The sequence below is a fragment of the Levilactobacillus sp. genome (genome assembly GCF_022646225.1).
In the GTDB taxonomy this organism is placed as follows: domain Bacteria; phylum Bacillota; class Bacilli; order Lactobacillales; family Lactobacillaceae; genus Levilactobacillus; species Levilactobacillus suantsaiihabitans.
The window spans coordinates 163,677-183,689 of record NZ_JALCJA010000001.1 but is presented as its reverse complement, the minus strand read 5'-3'; the positions used below and the strand labels follow the sequence as shown (position 1 = coordinate 183,689).

The 20,013-nt window shown below is 55.4% G+C and carries 18 protein-coding genes and 1 other RNA gene; 8 read left to right on the top strand and 11 right to left on the bottom strand.

Annotated features, from left to right (window positions below; translation table 11 throughout):
* Nucleotides 1-35 precede the first annotated feature (35 nt).
* Together LKH74_RS00935 and LKH74_RS00930 are read right to left on the bottom strand one after the other, a co-directional pair.
* Entirely contained in the window at nucleotides 36-230 is a 195-nt protein-coding gene (locus tag LKH74_RS00935) for a hypothetical protein (RefSeq protein ID WP_135367915.1), read from the bottom strand.
* A gap of 171 nt (nucleotides 231-401) precedes the next feature.
* Nucleotides 402-1,739, bottom strand: coding sequence for an ammonium transporter (locus tag LKH74_RS00930; RefSeq protein ID WP_287707956.1), 1,338 nt, complete (start codon nucleotides 1,737-1,739; stop codon nucleotides 402-404).
* Between the two features lie 409 nt (nucleotides 1,740-2,148).
* On the opposite strand from LKH74_RS00930, the gene LKH74_RS00925 reads away from it, so the two are divergent.
* The 3 genes from LKH74_RS00925 to LKH74_RS00915 are packed head-to-tail and all read left to right on the top strand — an operon-like array spanning nucleotide 2,149 to nucleotide 3,558.
* Nucleotides 2,149-3,033, top strand: coding sequence for an AraC family transcriptional regulator (locus LKH74_RS00925; RefSeq protein ID WP_287707957.1), 885 nt, complete (start codon nucleotides 2,149-2,151; stop codon nucleotides 3,031-3,033).
* Nucleotides 3,034-3,072: 39 nt separating this feature from the next.
* Entirely contained in the window at nucleotides 3,073-3,357 is a 285-nt protein-coding gene (locus LKH74_RS00920) for a hypothetical protein (RefSeq protein WP_135367918.1), read from the top strand.
* A gap of 24 nt (nucleotides 3,358-3,381) precedes the next feature.
* A complete protein-coding gene (locus LKH74_RS00915) occupies nucleotides 3,382-3,558 on the top strand; it encodes a hypothetical protein (protein ID WP_167850159.1) in 177 nt (58 codons plus the stop codon).
* Between the two features lie 692 nt (nucleotides 3,559-4,250).
* On the opposite strand, the gene LKH74_RS00910 is transcribed toward LKH74_RS00915, so the two are convergent.
* The 5 genes from LKH74_RS00910 to LKH74_RS00890 form a co-directional block, all read right to left on the bottom strand.
* Complete coding sequence (locus tag LKH74_RS00910; RefSeq protein ID WP_287707958.1) at nucleotides 4,251-4,640, bottom strand: HIT family protein; 390 nt, start codon at nucleotides 4,638-4,640, stop codon at nucleotides 4,251-4,253.
* Between the two features lie 4 nt (nucleotides 4,641-4,644).
* Nucleotides 4,645-5,787 carry a THUMP domain-containing class I SAM-dependent RNA methyltransferase gene (locus LKH74_RS00905; protein WP_135367920.1) on the bottom strand — a complete coding sequence of 381 codons (1,143 nt, stop codon included), beginning with the start codon at nucleotides 5,785-5,787 and terminating at the stop codon, nucleotides 4,645-4,647.
* A gap of 213 nt (nucleotides 5,788-6,000) precedes the next feature.
* Nucleotides 6,001-6,380: RNase P RNA component class B (rnpB, locus tag LKH74_RS00900), an RNA gene on the bottom strand.
* Between the two features lie 19 nt (nucleotides 6,381-6,399).
* A complete protein-coding gene (gene gpsB, locus LKH74_RS00895) occupies nucleotides 6,400-6,753 on the bottom strand; it encodes a cell division regulator GpsB (RefSeq protein ID WP_135367921.1) in 354 nt (117 codons plus the stop codon).
* A gap of 55 nt (nucleotides 6,754-6,808) precedes the next feature.
* On the bottom strand, nucleotides 6,809-7,378 hold the full coding sequence (locus LKH74_RS00890; RefSeq protein WP_287707959.1) for a DUF1273 domain-containing protein: 570 nt from the start codon (nucleotides 7,376-7,378) through the stop codon (nucleotides 6,809-6,811).
* Between the two features lie 263 nt (nucleotides 7,379-7,641).
* Here LKH74_RS00890 and recU point away from each other — a divergent pair, with 263 nt between their 5' ends.
* Both recU and LKH74_RS00880 read left to right on the top strand, forming a co-directional pair.
* Entirely contained in the window at nucleotides 7,642-8,244 is a 603-nt protein-coding gene (gene recU / locus LKH74_RS00885) for a Holliday junction resolvase RecU (protein WP_287707960.1), read from the top strand.
* A 43-nt stretch (nucleotides 8,245-8,287) separates the two neighbouring features.
* Nucleotides 8,288-10,615 (top strand): transglycosylase domain-containing protein, encoded by a 2,328-nt coding sequence (locus LKH74_RS00880; RefSeq protein WP_287707961.1) that lies wholly within the window; start codon nucleotides 8,288-8,290, stop codon nucleotides 10,613-10,615.
* A gap of 271 nt (nucleotides 10,616-10,886) precedes the next feature.
* Here LKH74_RS00880 and LKH74_RS00875 read toward each other — a convergent pair whose 3' ends face one another.
* The 4 genes from LKH74_RS00875 to LKH74_RS00860 form a co-directional block, all read right to left on the bottom strand.
* Nucleotides 10,887-11,591: a DnaD domain-containing protein gene (locus tag LKH74_RS00875; RefSeq protein WP_135368654.1), complete on the bottom strand. Its 705-nt coding sequence runs from the start codon at nucleotides 11,589-11,591 to the stop codon at nucleotides 10,887-10,889.
* A gap of 69 nt (nucleotides 11,592-11,660) precedes the next feature.
* Nucleotides 11,661-12,842 carry a pyridoxal phosphate-dependent aminotransferase gene (locus LKH74_RS00870; protein WP_135368653.1) on the bottom strand — a complete coding sequence of 394 codons (1,182 nt, stop codon included), beginning with the start codon at nucleotides 12,840-12,842 and terminating at the stop codon, nucleotides 11,661-11,663.
* 20 nt (nucleotides 12,843-12,862) lie between these two features.
* Nucleotides 12,863-13,366 carry a cell wall elongation regulator TseB-like domain-containing protein gene (locus tag LKH74_RS00865; protein ID WP_135368657.1) on the bottom strand — a complete coding sequence of 168 codons (504 nt, stop codon included), beginning with the start codon at nucleotides 13,364-13,366 and terminating at the stop codon, nucleotides 12,863-12,865.
* A gap of 48 nt (nucleotides 13,367-13,414) precedes the next feature.
* Nucleotides 13,415-16,255, bottom strand: coding sequence for a helicase C-terminal domain-containing protein (locus LKH74_RS00860; protein WP_287707962.1), 2,841 nt, complete (start codon nucleotides 16,253-16,255; stop codon nucleotides 13,415-13,417).
* Between the two features lie 671 nt (nucleotides 16,256-16,926).
* Here LKH74_RS00860 and mvk point away from each other — a divergent pair.
* The 3 genes from mvk (at nucleotide 16,927) to LKH74_RS00845 (ending at nucleotide 20,012) form a co-directional block, all read left to right on the top strand.
* Complete coding sequence (mvk, locus tag LKH74_RS00855; RefSeq protein WP_287707963.1) at nucleotides 16,927-17,874, top strand: mevalonate kinase; 948 nt, start codon at nucleotides 16,927-16,929, stop codon at nucleotides 17,872-17,874.
* Nucleotides 17,871-18,842 carry a diphosphomevalonate decarboxylase gene (mvaD, locus tag LKH74_RS00850; RefSeq protein ID WP_287707964.1) on the top strand — a complete coding sequence of 324 codons (972 nt, stop codon included), beginning with the start codon at nucleotides 17,871-17,873 and terminating at the stop codon, nucleotides 18,840-18,842. Before mvk ends, mvaD begins: the two co-directional genes overlap by 4 nt.
* Nucleotides 18,843-18,938: 96 nt before the next feature.
* Nucleotides 18,939-20,012, top strand: coding sequence for a phosphomevalonate kinase (locus tag LKH74_RS00845; protein ID WP_135368649.1), 1,074 nt, complete (start codon nucleotides 18,939-18,941; stop codon nucleotides 20,010-20,012).
* The last annotated feature ends 1 nt before the right edge of the window (nucleotide 20,013 follow it).

Sequence of the window (20,013 nt, the reverse complement as noted above, 5' to 3'; positions counted from 1 at the left end):
AAAGACGGCTCACTGGCCGCCCATTATTTTTGCAATTACGCTTCACGATGATTGTTTTTCGTCATTTTGGTAAAGGCTTCTTCGATCCCGTAGCACGCTGCGCCCAGGACGGCGAAGGCTAGTGGAAAGCCAAACGCCCAGACTGGTGATTTCATCAGCAGTAGGACCAAACTCAGCCCACAAACGGCCAAAATGGCCAAGGCAATGACTGCCCAACGATCTTTTTTCATGATAATTCCCCCATTTTTGAAAAACTGGTGTCCCCTAAACACACACTTAGTCTAACAAGTCCGCCGGCAAACGGCAATCATCTCGCCCAATCTTAAGAAAGAACTTAACCTTTCCCTATTTGACTTAACTTTCTGCTGGCACAACTGCTGACCCACTAAGGGATTGGGGAATCAATGACCGCTCAGATGATTGGCCTGGGGATTTTCGAGGTGCTGCAGCTGTCCCTTGAATTCCTGGGCGTAACGTTCCTGATCCGGTTGAAAGGTCGTCAAGCGTTCGCTCAAGCCCACGGTGTAATCGACCTGTTCGCCATGTTCACCCTTATCCAGGCCCATGGCTTCCTCGGCTGCGTCGACCCGCATTGGCGTCAATTGCCGCAAGATCACGATCAAGAGACTGCCGACGACGGCGACCAGCGCAATGGTGATGCCAGTTGCCAGGATCTGAATCCCTAACAAATGCCAGCCGCCACCGTAGGCCAACCCATTTTCGGCAATCGTTGGGTTGATAGTCTTGGTCGCAAAGACCCCGGTCAAGATACTCCCCACAGTGCCGCTGACGCCGTGGCAACCAAAGGCATCCAGCGCGTCATCCACGCCTAATTTCGGCTTCAGTACTTGAATGAATCCGTAGCTAGCTAACGTGGCCACCGCGCCAATCGCAACGGAACCCAAGACCGTGACGTAACCCGCAGCCGGTGTAATGCCAACCAAGCCGCACAACGTCCCGGTGCAGACCCCGACCAACGTGGGTTTCCCCGTGGTCCAAATGTCCAAGAACATCCACACGACCATCGCTGTGGCCGTGGCCACGGTACTGGTAATGGCCGCCTGCAGGGCCACGCCATTAACGGCCAAGGCACTGCCGGCATTGAAGCCGTACCAACCAATCCACAGAATCGCTGTTCCTAATAAGACCCACGGCAGATTGTAGTGTTGACCCGGATGATCCTTGGCCAACCGTGGTCCCAACCAAGCAGATAAGACCAGCGCCGTGACCCCGGCATTGATGTGGACCACAGTCCCGCCGGCAAAGTCCAGCACCCCTAATCTTGCCAGTAGACCCATGGGACTCCAAACCAAGTGGACCATGGGATAGTAGATGCAAACGGACCAAGCAATCAAAAACAGCAGTAAGAACTTAAAACGAATCCGGCCAACCACCGCGCCCACGAATAAGGCAGGGGTGATGATGGCAAACATCATTTGAAACAAGGAGTACGCACCCAAGGGGATGTGGGTCGCCGTGACGCTGGCCCAATTGACACCCGCCATGAAGACGTGATGGAGATTGCCAATGATGCCGGCCACGTTACCCGAAAAGGCCAGTGAATAACCGAGAAAGACCCACAGTAAGATGGCCACCCCCGTCATGATGAAGACCGACAGCATGGTGTTGACCACATTTTTCTCTGAGACCAGGCCGCCATAGAAAAAGGCTAGGCCTGGTGTCATAAACAGAACTAAGATACTCGCAACCAAAATAAATGCCGTGTTCGCAAGATTCATCGACGCCGCCCTCTTTACTTTTTATGTAAGAAATCCTAACACTGGTTTTCAGAAAAGTCACGTGCTATTTTCCGTCAGGCGGCGGTTAAATACGTCGTTGAACGAACTAAATGGTTGATTGGCGGGTGTTTTCAGCCGTTAATCATCTTTTGAAAGCTATGTGATATTTTCTAACATCAGACTAATTTATGATGTCTGATCCGCCAAAATATGTCCCACCTCAAATATTCCTGACTCTGACGACCGCTACCGGCCACGCCCCTTTTGACCCCATGGCAGACGATTAGCCAACCAATGTTGTACACTAAAGGTACCGGGTCCCAGCGACCCGATTAAACCTGACTACCAATTATCAAGTCCGCCGGCTAGTTAGCGGCTAGACTAGAACTTGAAATGAAGGAGGCGCTCCATGCAACCACTCAATCAGTTAATTGACTACCTCGAAGACCACCTGACCGACGACCTCTCGTTTGCGGCCATTGCGCATCAACTCGGCTTCTCGGAATACCATTTACGCCGGACATTTGCCTTTATTGCCGGAATGTCGCTGTCCGATTACGTCCGCAACCGGCGGCTGGCTGCGGCTAACGGCGAATTGGTCAACGGCCAAGCCGTCACCACCGTAGCCTTTAAATACGGTTACCAATCCGTTGAGGGCTTCTCCCGGGCCTTTCGGGACTGGAGCGGCTATTTGCCGTCTGAAGTGAGTCAAAGTGGCTGGCAAAAGACCTTCCCTAAGCTTTCATTTCACTTAGAAATCAAAGGAGGCAGTCCCATGCACTTTAAACTCGAACAAAAACCCGCCTTTAACCTGGTCGGCGTCACCCAGCGCGTTCCCATCCAGTTTTCCGGGCAGAACCCCGCCATTCAAGCACTGGCGCAAAGCATCACGCCGGACCAGCGCGCCCACATGCACGCGCTAGGCGATCTCTACCCGCACCAGGTGTTGAACGCATCCTACGCCTTTGACGACGGCCGGTTAGCCGAACAAGGTCAGCTCACGCAGCTGATTGGCTTTGCCACCACGCAGGAAAATCCCTACGCCGACCTGACCCAACTCGCGGTGCCCCGCCACACCTGGGCCATTTTCCCCAATCACGGGCCCTTTCCGCAACAGCTCCAAGAAACTTGGGGCCGTATTTACAGCGAATGGCTACCCACCTCTGGATATGAACTGGTCGATGCGCCCGAAATTTCCTTTTCTCAGTTCGGCGGTACCGAGGTCGCTAGTGAGATCTGGATCGCCGTGACCCCGCAGTCGTCAGGTCCCGTTGGTTTTTCTCCCGCCAGATAGTATAATGAATTTGTATCTGATGGCCAAAGGAGGTACAACATGACCCAATATTTTCTGGTGAACCAGCAGGACTACTTTGCGGCGGGCTTCATGATTCACAACGGTAGCGTGTCCGTCGATACGGTCGCCGGGTTGGACGTTGCCGCCGCGGTGAACAGCGACTCGCCAGCTAGCGCCAAGACGGCACTGTACCAACAGGTAGCGGTGCATCCCGCGGCCGGTAGTGAGCGCACCCAGCTCACCGCAGCGGAACAAGCCCAGCTGACCCAAAAACTCGCTGCTCAGTTTACCGTTACCGGGACCGATGACTTGGAAGGCTGTTAACAAAACGACTAGGAGACGATCAGCATGACTGAAGAACCGAAAAAGACCACAGCGAAAACCGAAGACAACCCCTTCTGCCACGCGGGGATGACCTGCGCGCCCGGATGCGGCTGCGCCAGCGCCGATGGCATTTGCCACTGCCCGATGATTTCCGAGCGCAAGTGTGCTTGCGACGGATTCTGCGGTGCACCGAAGCATTAATGCTATCAAAAACTGAAAATGACCCACCATCATGAGACTTAATGATGGTGGGTCGCTTTTTTTGCCGCTAAAGGTTGAATCTAAAATTGATGAGACCAGACGCCTGCGTCATCCAGGGTTCCACCTGCTCTGGGGAACACCTCCAGCCTGAGAAGCGGTCTTCCGGTTCGCTTGAAAGCCTGGCAAAACCGGCCAGTCTCTCAAGTCGTCCCGCGCTGTAGGCTGAGAAAAAACCTCAGCCAACACCGCCGACACAGCTGGCTCCACCCTGGCTGTCTCCGGCAAGTTGCCGTCTATCAGCAGCACTGTGTTAATGAAAGACCAGTCGTCAATGCAGTTACTGCTTGGAGCTAAGAAGATAGTTACTAACACACACTACCGTAGCCGAGAGTTCGCCAAATATGGGTTCAGCCGCTGAAAAGAGTGGGCCAACAGGCGGTTAACTGGCGAGCATTAACGGTGCTAGGCGGATAATCCCGGGTTTGGATTATTTGCCTAGCAGTGTTAAGCGGAACCAGTTGCCTGTTGGCGCACGTTTCGGCTATGTGGCGGACATAGACGTGAACTTCGGCTCAAAGTGAGGCGTCGAGACCGCCTTTTAGCTCGGCCCGTCCGCCCCAGCGTTCCAACCCATATTTGGCGAACGGTAAGGCGGCCAGTTCGTATTGTGAGGCCGAAAACAACTATTGTGCTTATTTTCGTTTATTCCTTAATTGTTGCACGGCTCGCGGGATCATCTTACGAATGCCACCCCGCGGATCCTTGACATCCCCGACGTAGCGCGGAATCAAATGGATGTGCGCGTGCATCACGGTCTGCCCGGCCGCCGCTTCGACGTTGATGCCGATGTTGTAGCCAGCCGGCGCAAATTTTTCATCCAACAACTGTTTAGCATGAAAGGTCAGGTCGTCCATGGCCGCACGGGTAGTCGCCGGCACATCGAAGTACGTGGCGTAGTGTTGCTTGGGCACGATCAACAGGTGGCCCTTCCGCACGGGATGGTTGTCCCAAAAGGCCTTGGCCAGGTCGTTTTCTAACACAATCGCCGTCTTCTGACAAAAAACGCAATCCGCTTTGATCATGGGCTTACTCCCGGTGCCGCGGTTGGCGCTTGGCCCAGAACTGGAAGTAATCCGTCCGCAGCGCCCCGTTGTAGAGTTTCCGCGTCTTCGTCGCCTTTTGGCCGTAGAAGTGTTCAAATTCCAAATCGGCGGTCAAAATGTACTTCGACCAGTCCGTCAACGGCTTGAAGACCTGACCCATTTGCTTGTAGAGTTCCCGAACGGAAGCCTGGTCGCTCAACCGTTCCCCGTATGGCGGGTTGGCCACGATGACCCCGTGCTTCAAGTCCGTCTTAAAGTCTTGAACCGCCAGTTGGCGGAAGGTCACGTCTTGGGACAGACCGGCTTCTTGGGCGTTACGCTTGGCAATGGCGACCATGTTCTCGTCGATATCGGTCCCAAAGATCTGTAGCGGCGTATCGTAATCAGCCTTGGCATCGGCTTCGTCACGTAGCTTGTCGCCCAGTTCTTGGGGAACCCAATCCCAACTTTCACAGGTGAAGTCGCGGTTAAAGCCCGGCGCCAGGTTGCGGCCGATCATGGCTGCTTCGATAGGAATCGTCCCGGACCCACAGACGGGATCCCAAAACGGCATGTCCTTGTGCCAGCTGGTCAACGCGATCAAGGCGGCGGCCATGTTTTCCTTTAACGGCGCGCCCCCCTTGCCGACCCGGTAGCCACGCTTAAAGAGACTGGCACCGGTCGTGTCCAGCGTTAACATGACATGGTCCTTGTCGATCATGACTTCCAGCGGGTACGTGGCCCCGGTTTCGGGCATCCGCGTCCGCCGGTGATAGACGGCCGCCAGCTTGGTGGCCACGGCCTTCTTGACGATGGCTTGCGCGTCCGGCACACTGTGCAATTGCGACTTCTTGGAGCGGCCCTCAACGGGGAACGCCGCATCCATTGGCAACAGCTCATCCCAGGCCACGGCCTTGGTGGCTTCAAACAGCTCATCAAAGGTCACGGCGTCAAATTCGGCCACGATGATCCGCACCCGGTCGGCCGTCCGCAGCCACAGGTTGGCCCGCAACACGTCTTCAATCGTGCCGTCAAAGCGCACCCGGCCATTTTCGACTTGGGTCTCGTACCCCAGGTCCCGTAATTCACGGCCCGCAATGGCTTCGATTCCACTGGCGGTCGCCGCGTATAAATGAAATTTCTTCATGTAAGTTGTACTCCTTCGATTTGGCTCTTTTAAGCCGGTCAGTTAACTTTCTACCTAGCCTATTTTACCATCTTATCTGGTGAGCTGATACCACTCTGGCAAAATAGTTGCGGATTGGCGGGTCACGCTGGCTAAGTTGGTCACTCACTCTTCCTAAAAAATTGTACAAAAAAAGGCGGGAGCAAGCTCCCACCCACCTGACATGGTGCAAATCCCTGTAAGCCATGTTTTGTACCACCCAACCGTTTCAGGCAAACGATTGACTGGCAGTAATCATCTATCTCGAGAGTTTCCTCTCCCCCCACATTTCGTTCATTTCCATATGTGAAGCGCCCCTACCAAAAGTTTGGGTTGCCCGCTCGAGGGGTTTACCGCGTTCCACCGCCTAAGTTTCCTTAGACGTATCGTCACTGTGGCACTTTTCAGGGATACTAGGGCATAGCCGAAGCCGTAGCCGTGTTTTCCCGCCGTAACGCTATTGCTAACGTCCCCCGGCTTATTTTTTCACCGAGCACGAACACTACAGACATCGCAGTCTGTGCGAGCATGGACTTTCCTCAGCCGACTTAAGCCGACCGCGATTACTCAGGATTTACACCAGTCTTTATAATTCTACAAACGATGTGACTCGTTTGGATCATTATCTAATTGTGAACCGAAAACGTGCCGTTCCAGGTTGGACAGCCGCTTCAAAATGTCCATGTTCGTGACACTTGAAGTTGACTGACTCGTGGTCGTTGCGGCTGGCTGACTTGCGCCCACCTGAACTTGGCGGGTCAGTTCGTCGACCTTAGCCAACAACCGTTCGTTTTCGTCTTGAAGCCGTTGATTCTCCTTCACAAAAGTATCATAGTCCTTGATGACGTTGTCCAAGAAGCTGTCCACGTCGTCAGGGTCATAGCCGCGCATCTTTTGGCGGAATTGCTTTTGTAAAATCTCTTTGGGAGTGAAATTAACGTTATCCATCGATCATTACACCTCGTTATCGTAATCAAACCGGCGATATCTATAATACCAGTTTTTATTCAATTTGGGAACCATTATTTAAATTTTCTTGATATTCATTGGCACTTTCTTGTAACCAATCCATATCGATCAGCGTCAGCGGGTACGCGTGACGCTCTTCAAACCGCTGAATGGCGCGATAATCATACTGTGGTTTGCCCTCATGTTCTAAATCATAAACCATGACGGCCTCGTCTGTATGGGTTAACATAAATTCTTGATAGTTTCTTAACTGTTGGGGTCCATGATAAGGTTGTTCGCTAACGGACTGGTGAAAATCAACGCGGCTGGCCAGTTGGGCGTACAAACTGCGGTTGGTCTCGTTCCAGTTGCTGCCAAATTCCGCAAACGGCGTCATGATGGCGATTTTCAGTTCCGGGTAGTCTTTTTTCAGGTCCAAACCCACTTCGGCGGACCACTGCTCGACGCCCAACTGACCACCCGTGATCAGCCAATCCGTGCCATTTTCAACCTTATTAGCCAACAACTTTTTTAACGTATCCTTGATGACCAGGAGTTTGGGGTCTTGACTGCCAAAGATTCCCAGTTCGTAACTGCGATAACCTGTCAACCATAACCGACTCATATCCTGACCCCCTTTTAGCTGTTCCTATCTAGTGTAGCGAAAAAAAAGGCCCGACGCAATTAAATTACCGTTAAATTCGGCCAAATTGACCAGTTATAGACCAGTTAGAGTTTTTATTTCTCAGTCAGCTTGGTATAATATCAATAACTGGGCCACCAGGCCTGGCAATTCACCGTCGCGCCAAGCACGGTCATGTCCCGTCAGTGCGGCGATTTGCCGGTGAATTGCGGGGACGTTTTTCAGGCAAGGAGTGTGAGGAGTCAATGACTATTCGGTATCCCAATGGGAATGCCTATCAAGCACCAGCAACATCAGCGGGGCCCAAATTTCCCAGTACCTACACCAGTTATGGCAAACGGGGAATGACCTTGGAAGAGGAATTGAACGAAAGCAATACCTACTATGAAGTCACCGGGCAAGCAGTCGTTCATAAAAAGCCGACCCCCATCAAGATCGTCAAGGTCGATTACCCCAAGCGTAGTGCCGCGGTGATCAAGGAAGCCTACTTCAGTACGGCCTCGACCACCGATTACAACGGCGTTTACCAGGGGCATTACCTGGATTTTGATGCCAAGGAGACCCGTAACAAGTCGGCGTTTCCCCTCAAGAACTTTCATCAACACCAGATCGACCACATGCGGGCCTGTTCCGCGCAAGGCGGGATTTGTTTTGCCATTATTAAATTTGTCACGCGCCAAGAAGTCTTCCTCTATCGTGCGACAGACCTGTATGCTTTTTGGGATGCGCAACAACGTGGTGGGCGCAAGTCCATCCCCTACGCCGATATCGCGGCCAAGGGAATCCGGCTCACCGCGGAACTGCAGTTGCCCATCCCCTATCTCAAAGCCGTGGATCAACTGCTCTAGCACTTTGAGCAGTCACACACGTTAAAACGCAAAGGAGATTACCATGTCTAGTAACAATCAAACCCGACAGACGCGGATGAGCCGCAACGCCGAGCGTAAACCCAGCGGCCCCAAACAGCCGCATACGGGTTGGCGGACCTTCCGCCGCATTTTATTTGTCATCGTCGCCATCGTCGTCTTGGGCCTCTTGGCCGGGGCTGGCCTGTTCTTCTTCTACGCCCAAAGCGCCCCGAAGATCACCGCTGGCGCCTTGTCCAGTGATACCTCGACGCGAGTCTACGACGCTAACGGCCAGGTCATTTCCCGACTGGGCGCGCAAAACCGGAACTACGTCAAGAACAAAAACATTCCGGATACCTTGAAAAAGGCCGTCGTTTCCACCGAAGACCGGCGCTTCTACAAGAACAACGGGGTCGACCCGATCCGGATCATGGGGGCGGCCTTCGCCAACGTCACCGGCTCTTCGCTGGGGATGCAAGGGGGCAGTACCCTGACGCAACAACTGGTCAAGCTGTCCGTCTTCTCGACGGCGGCGTCCGACCGAACCTTGAAACGTAAGGCCCAAGAAGCCTGGTTAGCGTTAAAGGTCGATCACGATTACTCCAAGAATCAGATTCTGGAATACTACATTAACAAGGTGTACATGGGTAACGGCGTCTATGGCATGCAAACGGCCGCGCAATATTACTACGGCAAGACGCTCAAGCACTTGAACCTCGCACAACTGGCCTTATTGGCCGGCATGCCGCAGTCACCGACCAACTATGACCCCACGACCTACCCCGCTTTAGCGAAGAAACGACGGGACCTGGTCTTAGAGGCCATGGCCAAGAACAATGTCATCACCGAAGCCCAGGCCCAACAAGCCGAGGCCACCAGCATCACCGCTGGGCTGACCAAGACGCACAAGTCGACCAGCACCAACCCTAAGACCACCAAGGTGATCGACGCCTACCTCAAGCAGGTCTACGCCGAGTTGAAGTCCAAGGGCTACAACACCACCACCGGCGGCTTGAAGGTTTACACCAACCTCGACATGGGGGCGCAAAAACGCCTGTACGATATCGTCAACGGCACGGCTTACGTCAGCTTCCCGTCCGACAAGTTCCAGGTCGGCTCGACCATCGTCAACCCGAACAACGGTAAGGTCGTCGCCATGATCGGTGGCCGGAAGACCGGTAACGTGACCTTCGGGTTGAACCGTGCCGTGCAGACCGACCGTTCCAGCGCATCGACGGCCAAGCCACTGATGGACTACGGGCCGGCCATCGAGCACCTCTACTACCCGACCTATGAACCCGTCAAGGATACGGCCTTCACCTATCCTGGGACCAACAAGAGCCTCTATGACTGGGACCGGCGCTACCAAGGGACCATCACCATGCGCAAGGCGCTGGTCGAATCACGTAACATCCCCGCCGTGCGGACGTTACAAAACGTCGGTATCAAGCGGGCCACGTCCTTCTTGGCTGGCTTAGGGATGACGTTTGACAAGACCCTGACGTTGCAAAACGGGATCGGCCTGTATATCTCCTCCGAACAAGAAGCCGCGGCCTACGCCGCCTTCGCCAACGGCGGGACGTACTACAAGCCTTACCTGGTCTCCAAGGTCGTCACCCAAGACGGCAAGGCCCACAAGTACAGCTCGACCGGTAAAAAGGCCATGTCCGCTGCGACGGCATTCATGCTGACGGACATGATGAAGGGCGTCATGACCAGTGCCAATGGTTCCGGGCGTTCAGCGGCCATTTCCGGGCTCTATCAGGCCGGGAAGACCGGGACGGACTCCTACCCTGACGATTACGCGAACAAGGTGCCAGACGGCGCTACCATGGACTCCTGGTTCACGGGTTACACCAAGAACTACGCCATCTCCGTTTGGACCGGTTACGACAAGCAATTTGAGACCGGCCACTATGTCAGTGAGACGCAGACGACCATTGCCCAAGAGATCTACAAGTACGAAATGTCCTACCTGGCCAGCAAGTCGACCAACACGGACTGGACGGCGCCTAGCACCGTGACCGAAACGACCCAAAATGGGACCAAGGAATACTACATCACGGGTCACGCCGGCACGGTCGCCGACACCACGGCCACGAGTCAATACGGCTCGACCAACACCACCAGTTCGTCGGCCTACAGCAGTAACAGTCAGGTCACGACCAATTCCAACACCACGCAGGCCAGCTCCTCGACCACGGAATCCAGCACCAGCAAGGAATCCTCCAGCACCGAGCAGACCCCGGGTGGCGGCAACGCGGGTGACGATGACGACAACACGACTAGCAACTCCACGTCGACTACGGAGTCCTCATCGGCCACCACGACCACGCAAAAGAGCACCAAGACTAACGATAATGATGATTAACTGAATGACAAACGCGCCCCCGCACCGGTCGATGGACCTGGTGTGGGGGCGCGTTTTTTCTGGTGATTTTTATTCGAGACTGGCAGCACGCATCACGCGATCAAAGGCAGTTTTCCACCCCGGCTGACGCAAACGCCTAGTTTCACCGATTTTCGGTGTCAGAACACCGTAGTTACAGCATAACGCGTTAATTTTGATTTCAACCTTCAGTTAAAAATAGATCAAAAAAACGGGCCTGGGACAAAACCTCCCAGGCTCGTTCGCGTCACCACTACCGATCCGTCAGCTTAAAAATCGGCACGTCCGGCACCTCGCCGCCACCAGTCCCGTTACCGTTGGTTGGGTTGGTGCGCCGCGGTTCTTGGCGTTCCTTTTCGCGTTGGACCTGGGCGGCCGTCTTCAGATTCTTGCGTTCCCAGCTCAACAGGATGCGGTCCATGTACTTCAGGCTGTACGCCTGACTGAGGACGGCTTCCTTTAAGGCCAGTTGAATCAGCTCGGGCCGGTAATGGTCCTGATCCAGCCACTGGGTGATACTCTCCATTTCTAGCGGTGACAGTGGCCGACCGAATTCCGTTTCGATTTGGTTAAACACGGCGGAGCGGTCATTGCTGACGGTCGCTTGGGCCTGTTGCTGGGTCTCTTGGACGGCCAACTGGCTGAGTTTCTCAGTCAACAAGCGGAAATCATAGGCGTCTTGTTTTTGCCCTTGACTATCGGTCACCGTGGTAATCGTCATTAACTTATGCGTAATCAATTCGTGTAGCAGTTGATAGACCTTTTGCTTATCCCAGCCCAGGTGCGCCGCGATTTCGTCGGCGTTGGGCAGTTGGCGACCACGGTCCATGTACCGCCGCAGTTGAAAGTAGACCAGCAGTTGGTCGGTGGTCATCCCCACCTCGCGAAAATGATCCAGCAGGTAGTTGGCCACGCTAGTCTGTCCCGCCTGCACGTAACGTTGGATAAAATCCTCCATGTGAAAGCCTCCTGATTTGAATGAAAACGACCGAACCCAACGTTTGCGGTCCGATCGTTAAAAAGTTGTTTAATCTGTGGTCATAAAGGTCTGTAGCCGCGCCATGGCTTCCTGCAATGAAGCCAGGTCCGTGGCGTAGCTCAACCGGATGTGGTGCGGTAGCCCAAAGGCCTCACCAGTCACCACAGCCACGTGGGCCTGATCCAAGACGGCCGCCACAAAGTCCGCCGTCGTGGTCAATCCCTTGCGTGCCATCGCACCACTCACATCGGGGAAGAGATAAAACGCCCCCTGCGGCTTGTGGTCTAACCGAAAGCCTGGCAATGCGGTGACCAGCGGATAAATGGTGTCCAGCCGCGTTTGAAACGCCGCACGCATCTGCTCGACGGGGGCTTGATCGCCGGTCAATGCGGCTAAGGCGGCCGCTTGACTCACGGCCGCCGCGTTGCCCGTCACGTGTGACAGGACCGTGGTCAGCGCGGTCATGAGGGCTTGGGGCCCCACGGCGTACCCGATTCGCCACCCGGTCATCGCGTAGGTCTTCGAGACCCCGTTGACCAACACAGTGTGACTCGCGATGTCGTCGCCCAACGTCAACATGGACGTGGCTGGCCGTTGCCCATCGTAGATCAGATCACCGTAGATCTCATCGGCCACGATCAATAAGTCGTGACTCACGGCCCACTCCCCGATGGCCCGCAGTTCGGCCGGGGTGTACACCAGGCCGCTGGGGTTTTGCGGTGAGTTCAAGATAATGGCCTTGGTCGCAGGTGTCACGGCGGCCTCTAGCTGGGTCGGGGTGACCTTTAGACTCGCCGTGGGCGCCACTTCAATCGGTACCCCGCCGGCCAATTTGACCTGTTCGCTGTAGCTGACCCAGTAAGGCGCCGGCAACAGCACGGCATCCCCGGGGTCCAAGACCACCTGGCACAATGCGTAGAGCGCTAATTTGGCCCCGGTCGTCACCACGACTTGTTCGGGAGCGACCGTCACGTGTTGGGTGGCCTTTAAATGGTCGGCTACCGCCTGGCGCAGCGGCAAGATGCCCGCCGTGGCCGTGTAACCGTCGACCTGGTTGGCCCGAATTGCCGCCACGGTGGCGTCCTTAATGGCCGTAGGTGTCGGAAAGTCCGGCTGGCCGACACTCAGGTTGATCACATCGACTCCCGCGTCCCGTAGTTCTTGGGCTCGTTGCCCGGTCTTTAAGGTTGCGGAAGGTTGGACTGCTAATGCGCGTTTGGCTAGTTGCATCGTTATCCCGCCTCCAGTTCTTAAATATTGGAAATCTGTTGTAGCATTTTACCCGTGCTGTACTGGTAGGTCACGTAGCACAATTTGCCACTCTGATTCAGGTAGCTGACCTGCCACGCGGGCTTGCCATTGAAAATGCACAGTGCCGCGGATAAGACCTTCTTGGGGTTCTTTTGCCAGACCCGCTGTAGCACCGTGTTGCGCGTTAACCCAGCACTTTGCTTCAAGACCGTCACGTCATTGCCGGTCTTGGGCACAATCGCGTAAACGCTTTGCTTGGCCTTGTTCTTGCCCGCCACGGTGTAGTAGGTCGTATCCAAGTTGGTCCAGTAAAACTGACTGGTACTGGTCAAATGACCGGATTTTTTAGCGACGGCTTCTGCATGCGCTTGGTTTTGCGTCAGGGGCTTGGTGGCCTTATTGACCATCACCGCCGCACTGATCAGAATCACCAAGATCACCAGCAGCACACTCAGCAGGACCCAGTGACGCGGCCGCTGACGTCGTTGATACTGTTGTCTCATCAATTTCCATCGGTCTCCCTTGTCGAATTTCAATCTTTTCCAATTATATCAGACTTCGGGTGGCGTCACCGAATCGTTCGTCTTTTTTTCAAAAAAATTAACTAATCCCTGGGCAATCGCACTGGTGTCGCCCGTGGTCTGCGGCAGATCTGCCGGCAAGGCCCGTAAGATGCTTTGCCCGTAGTGCCGTTCGATCAGGCGTTGGTCCAAAATGACAATGGCGCCACGATCGTGCGGTGTCCGAATCAACCGGCCGATCCCCTGACGCAGCTTCAACGTCGCCGCGGGTAAGGCCGCACTGTAAAATGGATTCTTGCCAGCCGCCTCGAGCCGCGCGTAGTTGGCCTTGACGAAGACGCGGTCCGGTGAATCAAACGGCAAGCGCGTCACAATTAGTAGTTCCAGTTGTTCGGCGGGCAAGTCGATACCTTCCCAGAAGCTGGCCGCTCCCAGTAAGATGGCGCCGTGGCTGGTCGCAAAGCGTTTGGCAATGCGTTCACGACTGCCGCTGATGCCTTGGGCGAAGATCTCGCGTTGGGCAAATTCAGGTTGCGCGCAGAGCTTTTGATAGACCTGCTCGATCACGGACAGCGAATTGAACAGCACCAGTGTCTGCTTGTTGACCGCCCCGGCGATCTGACTGATGGCCGCGGCCAAATAGGTCACGTAATCGGCGGGCGCGACTCGACTAAGGTTGGGTCCGGCGTCACTGATGAACAGCTCGGCTTGCTGGGCGTAATCAAAGCTGGAGCGCATCCGGTGCGTTGCCGTTTGGTCGCGGTCCAAGTCGAACTGGTCCAAGACGTATTGGGAACGCCCGGAAGAAAATAGCGTGGCCCCCGTCAATAAGACCGGCTGAAAGCCCGCGTACAAGTGATTGCGCAAGAATCCCTCGGTCGCTAGCAAACCACTCGCCAGCTGCAGACTGTTGCGGTCGCCGACGTGATTGATGGTCAGCCAAAACAAACTGGCGGGCGCCTGATCCACGACCTGCCGCAAGATCGTCAGAAGCTGACTCATTTGGTCATCAAATAAATGGATCCGGGTGTCGACCTGTTCGAACAAGTAACGTTCGGAAGCCGCAAACCGGTCGGCCTGGCGATCAAAGCGCTGGCGTAAGGCCCGCAATTCGGCCAACAGGTCGTCGGTGGCGGTAGTCGCCTGGGCCACTGCATCCCCGCGGTCCAGTTCCGCCGCCAGGTCTGCGGCCGGAATCAGTTCTTCAATGATCTGGTTGTGGTTGTTGGGCCGTTTAGCCGCTAAGAACCGCAAGAACAACTGATTGACCAAGGCCTCCAGTTGCGTTTCCAACGTTTGGCTGGCGGTTAAGATGCGATGCAAGGCCCCCACCGCCGCGGCATCGTCGTGAAAGAGGCTCAAGAGGCTCGGGCCGGTCTCGCGGCTAATGTCGCGCTGAACGTGATGGAGTTCGTTGACCAACTGGGCAAATTTGACCTGGGTCCGCCGCTGCTTGAGCGTGCTATCCGGCAGGTGTTGGGCCTCATCGATCACCAGATACGGGCGATGGAGCCGTTCACCCAGGTCTAAGGCGTGTTCACTCAGGTAAGCGTGGTTGACGATGACCATCTGGGCCGTCTCCAACCGTTGATCCCGGCGGCGCAAGAAATCATCCGCGTAAAACGGATTATCCGCCGTCACTGCCCCCTCGTGCATGATCTCTTGAAAGTACGGTGCCCGGTACGTCGCTAGGTGCAGCTCATCTAAGTCGCCCGTGGTGGTCATGGTCAACCAAACCAGCAAGCGTAATTTCAACAGCTGCGTTTGCTTAGACGTCTCGGCCACCTTGAGCGTCGTGGCAAAGCGCTGGAGGTCCAGATAATGCCGGCTGCCCTTGACCAACACCGCATTGACCGGAAACGGCACGATGGCGTTGAGTAAGGGCAACGTCTGGTCCAACAACTGCTCTTGCAACAAGGTGGTCGCCGTACTGATGACCACGGGCCGCCCCGTTTGGCCCAGGTACGCCATCGGCAGCGTGTACCCCAGGCTCTTACCGATTCCGGTGGGCGCCTCCACGATCATCTGCTTAACGGGATGCTGGTCGGCGTTGGCGTAGTTGTTGTAAATGTAATTCATCATCTTCGCCTGTTCCGGCCGCCATTCCAAGTTATCCGGCATCAATTTTTGCTTTTGCTTCTTGGTCTTGGGGTACTTGCTGGGAGCCGCCAACGTGGTCGTGGCCGTCGCTTCGGGTTTGCGCAGCGCCAGACCATTCTTGATGTACAGGTAGTCCGGTAGCTTGCGCGGCTGTTGCTCGTTTAGCCGGCGGGCCACGTCAAAAAGTGCCGCCGTTTGGAGCGGTAGATCAGGGTGTAAGTCGATCATTTTTTGCAGCGTGACTTGCGGTAAGGCCCGTAACCGCCGAAATAGGAAAATGAATAATTCGGCCGTGGCACTGGCATCGCTGTCCGCGGAATGCGGGCTGTCATGTTCAATGTTGAAGTAGCCACTCAAATCCCGTAGACGAAAGCTGGGCGATGTCGGCAAGAGAATCTGACTCAAAGACACCGTATCCAACGCCTCGATCGTCAGCTCGGGATACCCGACGCGACTGAATTCCGCGTTGATAAACGGCAGGTCAAAATTGACGTTGTGGGCCACAAAGACCGTATTGGTCAAGAGACTGTACAGCGTCCCGGCAACGTCATCGAAGAGCGGCGCGTGCCGGACCCGCTGATTGGAGATCCCCGTCAACCGGGTAATCCCGGCCGGAATCTCGCGTAACGGGTTCACGTCCGTTTCGAAATGATTAATAATTTGATTATGCTGGACGAAGACGCACCCAATCTGGATAATGCGGTCGCCATCTGTCACACTGGTTCCGGTGGTCTCAATATCCACCACCGCGTAAACCGTGTCTTTATCCATAATATGCTCACCAATTTCTGCACGATTGCGATAATAACTGGCACTATGATACACCACTTAGCTCGCTAACGCTACGCCTGACTAGCCGGTCTCTGCCGCCTTTTGCGTGCGAATGCTAGGCCCGTGGTGGCGCGCTGGCGTCGAAAAAAGTTTGCGGCCTGACGCGGTGGGTGCAAAAATTTTTCGCTGAAACATTTACCATCGCAATTCCGGTCTGGTATGATAGTTAGGTTGTCCTTGATTGTGACGCAGACTTTACCGGTCGCCCTACCGTTAGCCAGTGCCCGTGGCGGCCAGGGAATCTGCCGGCAAAATTGCTGGCGGATTGCATCACAACGATTGGTGTGGCAATACTCCCCCAGCCTTTCAACTAAAGGACAGCGTTAGACGTACCGATTAACATTACGGACAATTGTTGCTGGTAGTCATCAGCGACACTAAGGTTGTTAATCAATCGGCATGGCTAATTGCTCTCAGCGTGTCAACCGATTACTAGCGACCAGCCCCCCACCACCCCAGATTGTTTAGTCAATTATCGCCGACTTTCTATAGAAAGGGTTAATTTTTGCGTGAATCCGGGATTTTAAAGGTCAAAGCTAGCGCAACGCCAATCAGTAGAGTATGATATTTTTTGGTAAGTAAAATTCGACAAGGAAAGTGAGCGAGGAAACTTGGGTCAAACGGCAATCGGCAAAAGTAACGCGAAAATCATTCTTATCGGGGATCACAGCGTGGTGTATGGCCAACCAGCCATCGCTTTGCCCCTGCCTTCAGTGACGACGCGGGTGGTGATGGCCCCAACTGTGAGCGGCCAGACCATTTCTAGCCGCTACTTTGACGGACCCATCGCCCAAATGGGGCAAAACCTGGCCGGCGTGGCCGCGTTGATAGCGACGCTGTTAAACCGTTTTGACGCCCAGGACACCCCGTTTGCCATGACCATCACCAGTGATTTACCGGCCGAACGGGGGATGGGCTCGTCGGCCGCCGTGGCCGTGGCCATTACGCGCGCGATGTACCACTTCTTTGACCGTCCCCTGACGCGTGATTTGTTGCTGGCAACAGCGGCCATCGCTGAAAAGATCACCCATGGCAACCCCAGCGGCATTGACGCTGCCACCGTGAGTTCCGACGTGCCCATCTGGTTCGTGCCGCACCAAGAGACCCTCCAGATTCCCTTTACGTTACGCGGCTACCTGGTCATCGCCGATAGCGGCATCAAGGGTCAAACGGGTCAAGCGGTGGCGGCCGTCGCCCGGCGCAAGATGGCCTTTCCACAAGTAACGACCCAACAGATCCAGCGTCTGGGCGAACTGAGTCACCAAGCCCGCACCGCGTTGGCCGCACCGGACCTGATGCATTTGGGCCAGATCATGACCGATGCCCAGGACCAGTTACGTGGCCTAGGCGTCAGCTCAGAAGAACTCGACCAGTTGACCCAAGTCGCCCGGCAAAACGGTGCTCTCGGGGCTAAATTAACTGGTGGCGGCATGGGCGGTTGCTTGATTGCTCTGTGCCCCGACCTAGCCACCACGCACCGCGTTCAGGCCAGCCTACTCGCCGCGGGGGCGACGCAGACCTGGACCGAAGCCTTTAACTTAGAGGAGGAACCCCAATGACCGCCGTGACCGCACGCGCCCACACCAACATCGCCCTCGTCAAGTACTGGGGCAAGGCCGATACCGACTTGATCATCCCGCAGACCAGCAGTCTGTCGTTAACACTCGACCAATTTTATACGGATACCACCGTGGCCTTCGATGCGGACTTCACCGCCGACACGGTGATCCTAAATGACCACCGCCTGAGCCGTGACGCCAGCCAAAAGGTACGGCATTTTCTCGACTTGGTTCGCCAAATGAGCGGCGAGACCCGTTTTGCGACGGTGACTTCGACCAACCACGTGCCAACTGCGGCGGGACTGGCGTCATCTGCCTCGGCATTTGCGGCGCTGGCTGGTGCGGCGAGTCGAGCGGCTGGTATGGAACTGTCGCGCGCCGACCTATCGCGCTTAGCCCGCCGGGGGTCTGGTTCGGCGACCCGGTCCATCTTTGGCGGCTTTGTCGAGTGGCAAGCCGGTCACGATGATCACACCTCCGTGGCCGTGCCGTTTCAAGAACAGGTCGACTGGCCCATCGCCATGGTCGCCTTGTTGCTAGACCCCCACGAAAAGAAGGTCAGTTCGCGCCAAGGCATGCAAAGTAGCGTCACCACCTCGCCGTATTACCCGGCCTGGAAACAAGTCGTTGCCGCAGACCTCGCTGCTATCAAACCCGCCATTTTGGCCCATGACTTCACCACGACCGGTGAGATCTTAGAGGCCAACGCCATGCGGATGCACGCGTTGACGCTGAGTGCCAACCCGCCGTACAGCTACTTTAATGGTGACACTTTGACGGCCATGCAGACGGTCCGTGACCTACGTGCTGCCGGCGTGGCGTGCTACTACACGCTCGATGCGGGGCCAAACTTAAAGGTCTTTTGCCAAACGCCCGATCTGCCTGCCGTCACGACCCAACTGGCCGCACAATTTGGTGCCGACCGCCTCGTCGTGGCCCATCCCGGTCCCGGCATTCAGTTTCTATAGGTCCCGGTGACCTGAACTACATAGTGGTTGATTTCCAGCCACACCAATAAAATTTATCGTTAAAAACGTTAGTGAGACAAGAAGGGACCTGATTTATTGATTTCCGCGCAAGCACCCGGAAAACTTTACATTGCCGGCGAGTACGCCGTGGTGGAACCCGGTTACCCGGCAATTATTGTTGCCCTCAACCAGTTTGTGACCGTGACGATTACCCCCAGCCAAGACTACGGGCGGATCGCGTCCAAGCAGTACCAAGAAAATTCACTGTACTGGCAACGCCAAGGAACGGAATTGGTCTTTGATAACCGTGACAATCCCTTCCACTACATTCTGTCAGCCATTCGCTTGACCGAACAATATGCCCAAGCCCTGGGCAAGCCGCTGGCCATTTACCACTTAAATGTCAACAGTGACCTCGACAGCGCCGATGGCAAGAAGTACGGCCTCGGTTCTTCAGCGGCTGTCACTGTCGCCACCGTCAAGGCCTTGTGCCAGTTCTACGACATCAAAATGAGCAAGGACCGCCTCTTCAAATTAGCCGCCATTGCCCATTTAGACGTCCAAGGCAACGGGTCACTCGGCGACATCGCGGCTTCCGTTTACGGCGGCTGGATCGCTTATCAGGCCTTTGACCGCGACTGGCTGGCCTCGGCACGCCGAGAATTATCCCTGACCGAGCTGCTAGACGCCGACTGGCCGGGCTTACAAATTGAATTGTTAACGCCACCGGAATCGTTGCGCCTGATGATCGGCTGGACCGGTACGCCGGCTTCCACGTCGCATCTGGTCGATAAGATCGCCCTCTTCAAGGCCACGCGCCGACAAGACTACCACGCCTTTTTGCGCGAGAGTCGCGAGTGCCTGCAACGCATGATCCAAGGCTTCCATGACCAAGACCTGGACGCCATTCAGCGCGAAATCGCCGTCAACCGGCAGCTGCTGAACCGGCTGGCTTGTCTAAGCCACGTTACCATTGAAACCACCCTGTTGAAGACCATGTGTGACATCGCCGTACACATCGGCGGGGCCGCCAAGTCTTCCGGGGCCGGTGGTGGTGACTGCGGTATCGTCATTATCAATGCCGCCAAAGACCTGGCCCACCTCTTAAAGGAATGGGAAGGCCGCGGCATCGAACCGTTGAAGCTCAACGTTCATCACGTTATCGAGTAAG

Bases quoted from the DNA above. Each gene is read 5' to 3' on its own strand.
- LKH74_RS00875 (WP_135368654.1), bottom strand. From the start codon at position 11,591: ATGGAGGATTTTATCCAACGTTACGTGCAGGCGGGACAGACTAGCGTG.
- LKH74_RS00890 (WP_287707959.1), bottom strand. From the start codon at position 7,378: ATGAGTCGGTTATGGTTGACAGGTTATCGCAGTTACGAACTGGGAATC.
- mvaD (WP_287707964.1), top strand. From the start codon at position 17,871: ATGACCGCCGTGACCGCACGCGCCCACACCAACATCGCCCTCGTCAAG.
- gpsB (WP_135367921.1), bottom strand. From the start codon at position 6,753: ATGGATAACGTTAATTTCACTCCCAAAGAGATTTTACAAAAGCAATTC.
- LKH74_RS00905 (WP_135367920.1), bottom strand. From the start codon at position 5,787: ATGAAGAAATTTCATTTATACGCGGCGACCGCCAGTGGAATCGAAGCC.
- LKH74_RS00865 (WP_135368657.1), bottom strand. From the start codon at position 13,366: ATGAGACAACAGTATCAACGACGTCAGCGGCCGCGTCACTGGGTCCTG.
- LKH74_RS00925 (WP_287707957.1), top strand. From the start codon at position 2,149: ATGCAACCACTCAATCAGTTAATTGACTACCTCGAAGACCACCTGACC.
- LKH74_RS00870 (WP_135368653.1), bottom strand. From the start codon at position 12,842: ATGCAACTAGCCAAACGCGCATTAGCAGTCCAACCTTCCGCAACCTTA.
- LKH74_RS00930 (WP_287707956.1), bottom strand. From the start codon at position 1,739: ATGAATCTTGCGAACACGGCATTTATTTTGGTTGCGAGTATCTTAGTT.
- LKH74_RS00915 (WP_167850159.1), top strand. From the start codon at position 3,382: ATGACTGAAGAACCGAAAAAGACCACAGCGAAAACCGAAGACAACCCC.
- LKH74_RS00935 (WP_135367915.1), bottom strand. From the start codon at position 230: ATGAAAAAAGATCGTTGGGCAGTCATTGCCTTGGCCATTTTGGCCGTT.
- LKH74_RS00920 (WP_135367918.1), top strand. From the start codon at position 3,073: ATGACCCAATATTTTCTGGTGAACCAGCAGGACTACTTTGCGGCGGGC.
- LKH74_RS00880 (WP_287707961.1), top strand. From the start codon at position 8,288: ATGTCTAGTAACAATCAAACCCGACAGACGCGGATGAGCCGCAACGCC.
- LKH74_RS00860 (WP_287707962.1), bottom strand. From the start codon at position 16,255: ATGGATAAAGACACGGTTTACGCGGTGGTGGATATTGAGACCACCGGA.
- recU (WP_287707960.1), top strand. From the start codon at position 7,642: ATGACTATTCGGTATCCCAATGGGAATGCCTATCAAGCACCAGCAACA.
- LKH74_RS00910 (WP_287707958.1), bottom strand. From the start codon at position 4,640: ATGATCAAAGCGGATTGCGTTTTTTGTCAGAAGACGGCGATTGTGTTA.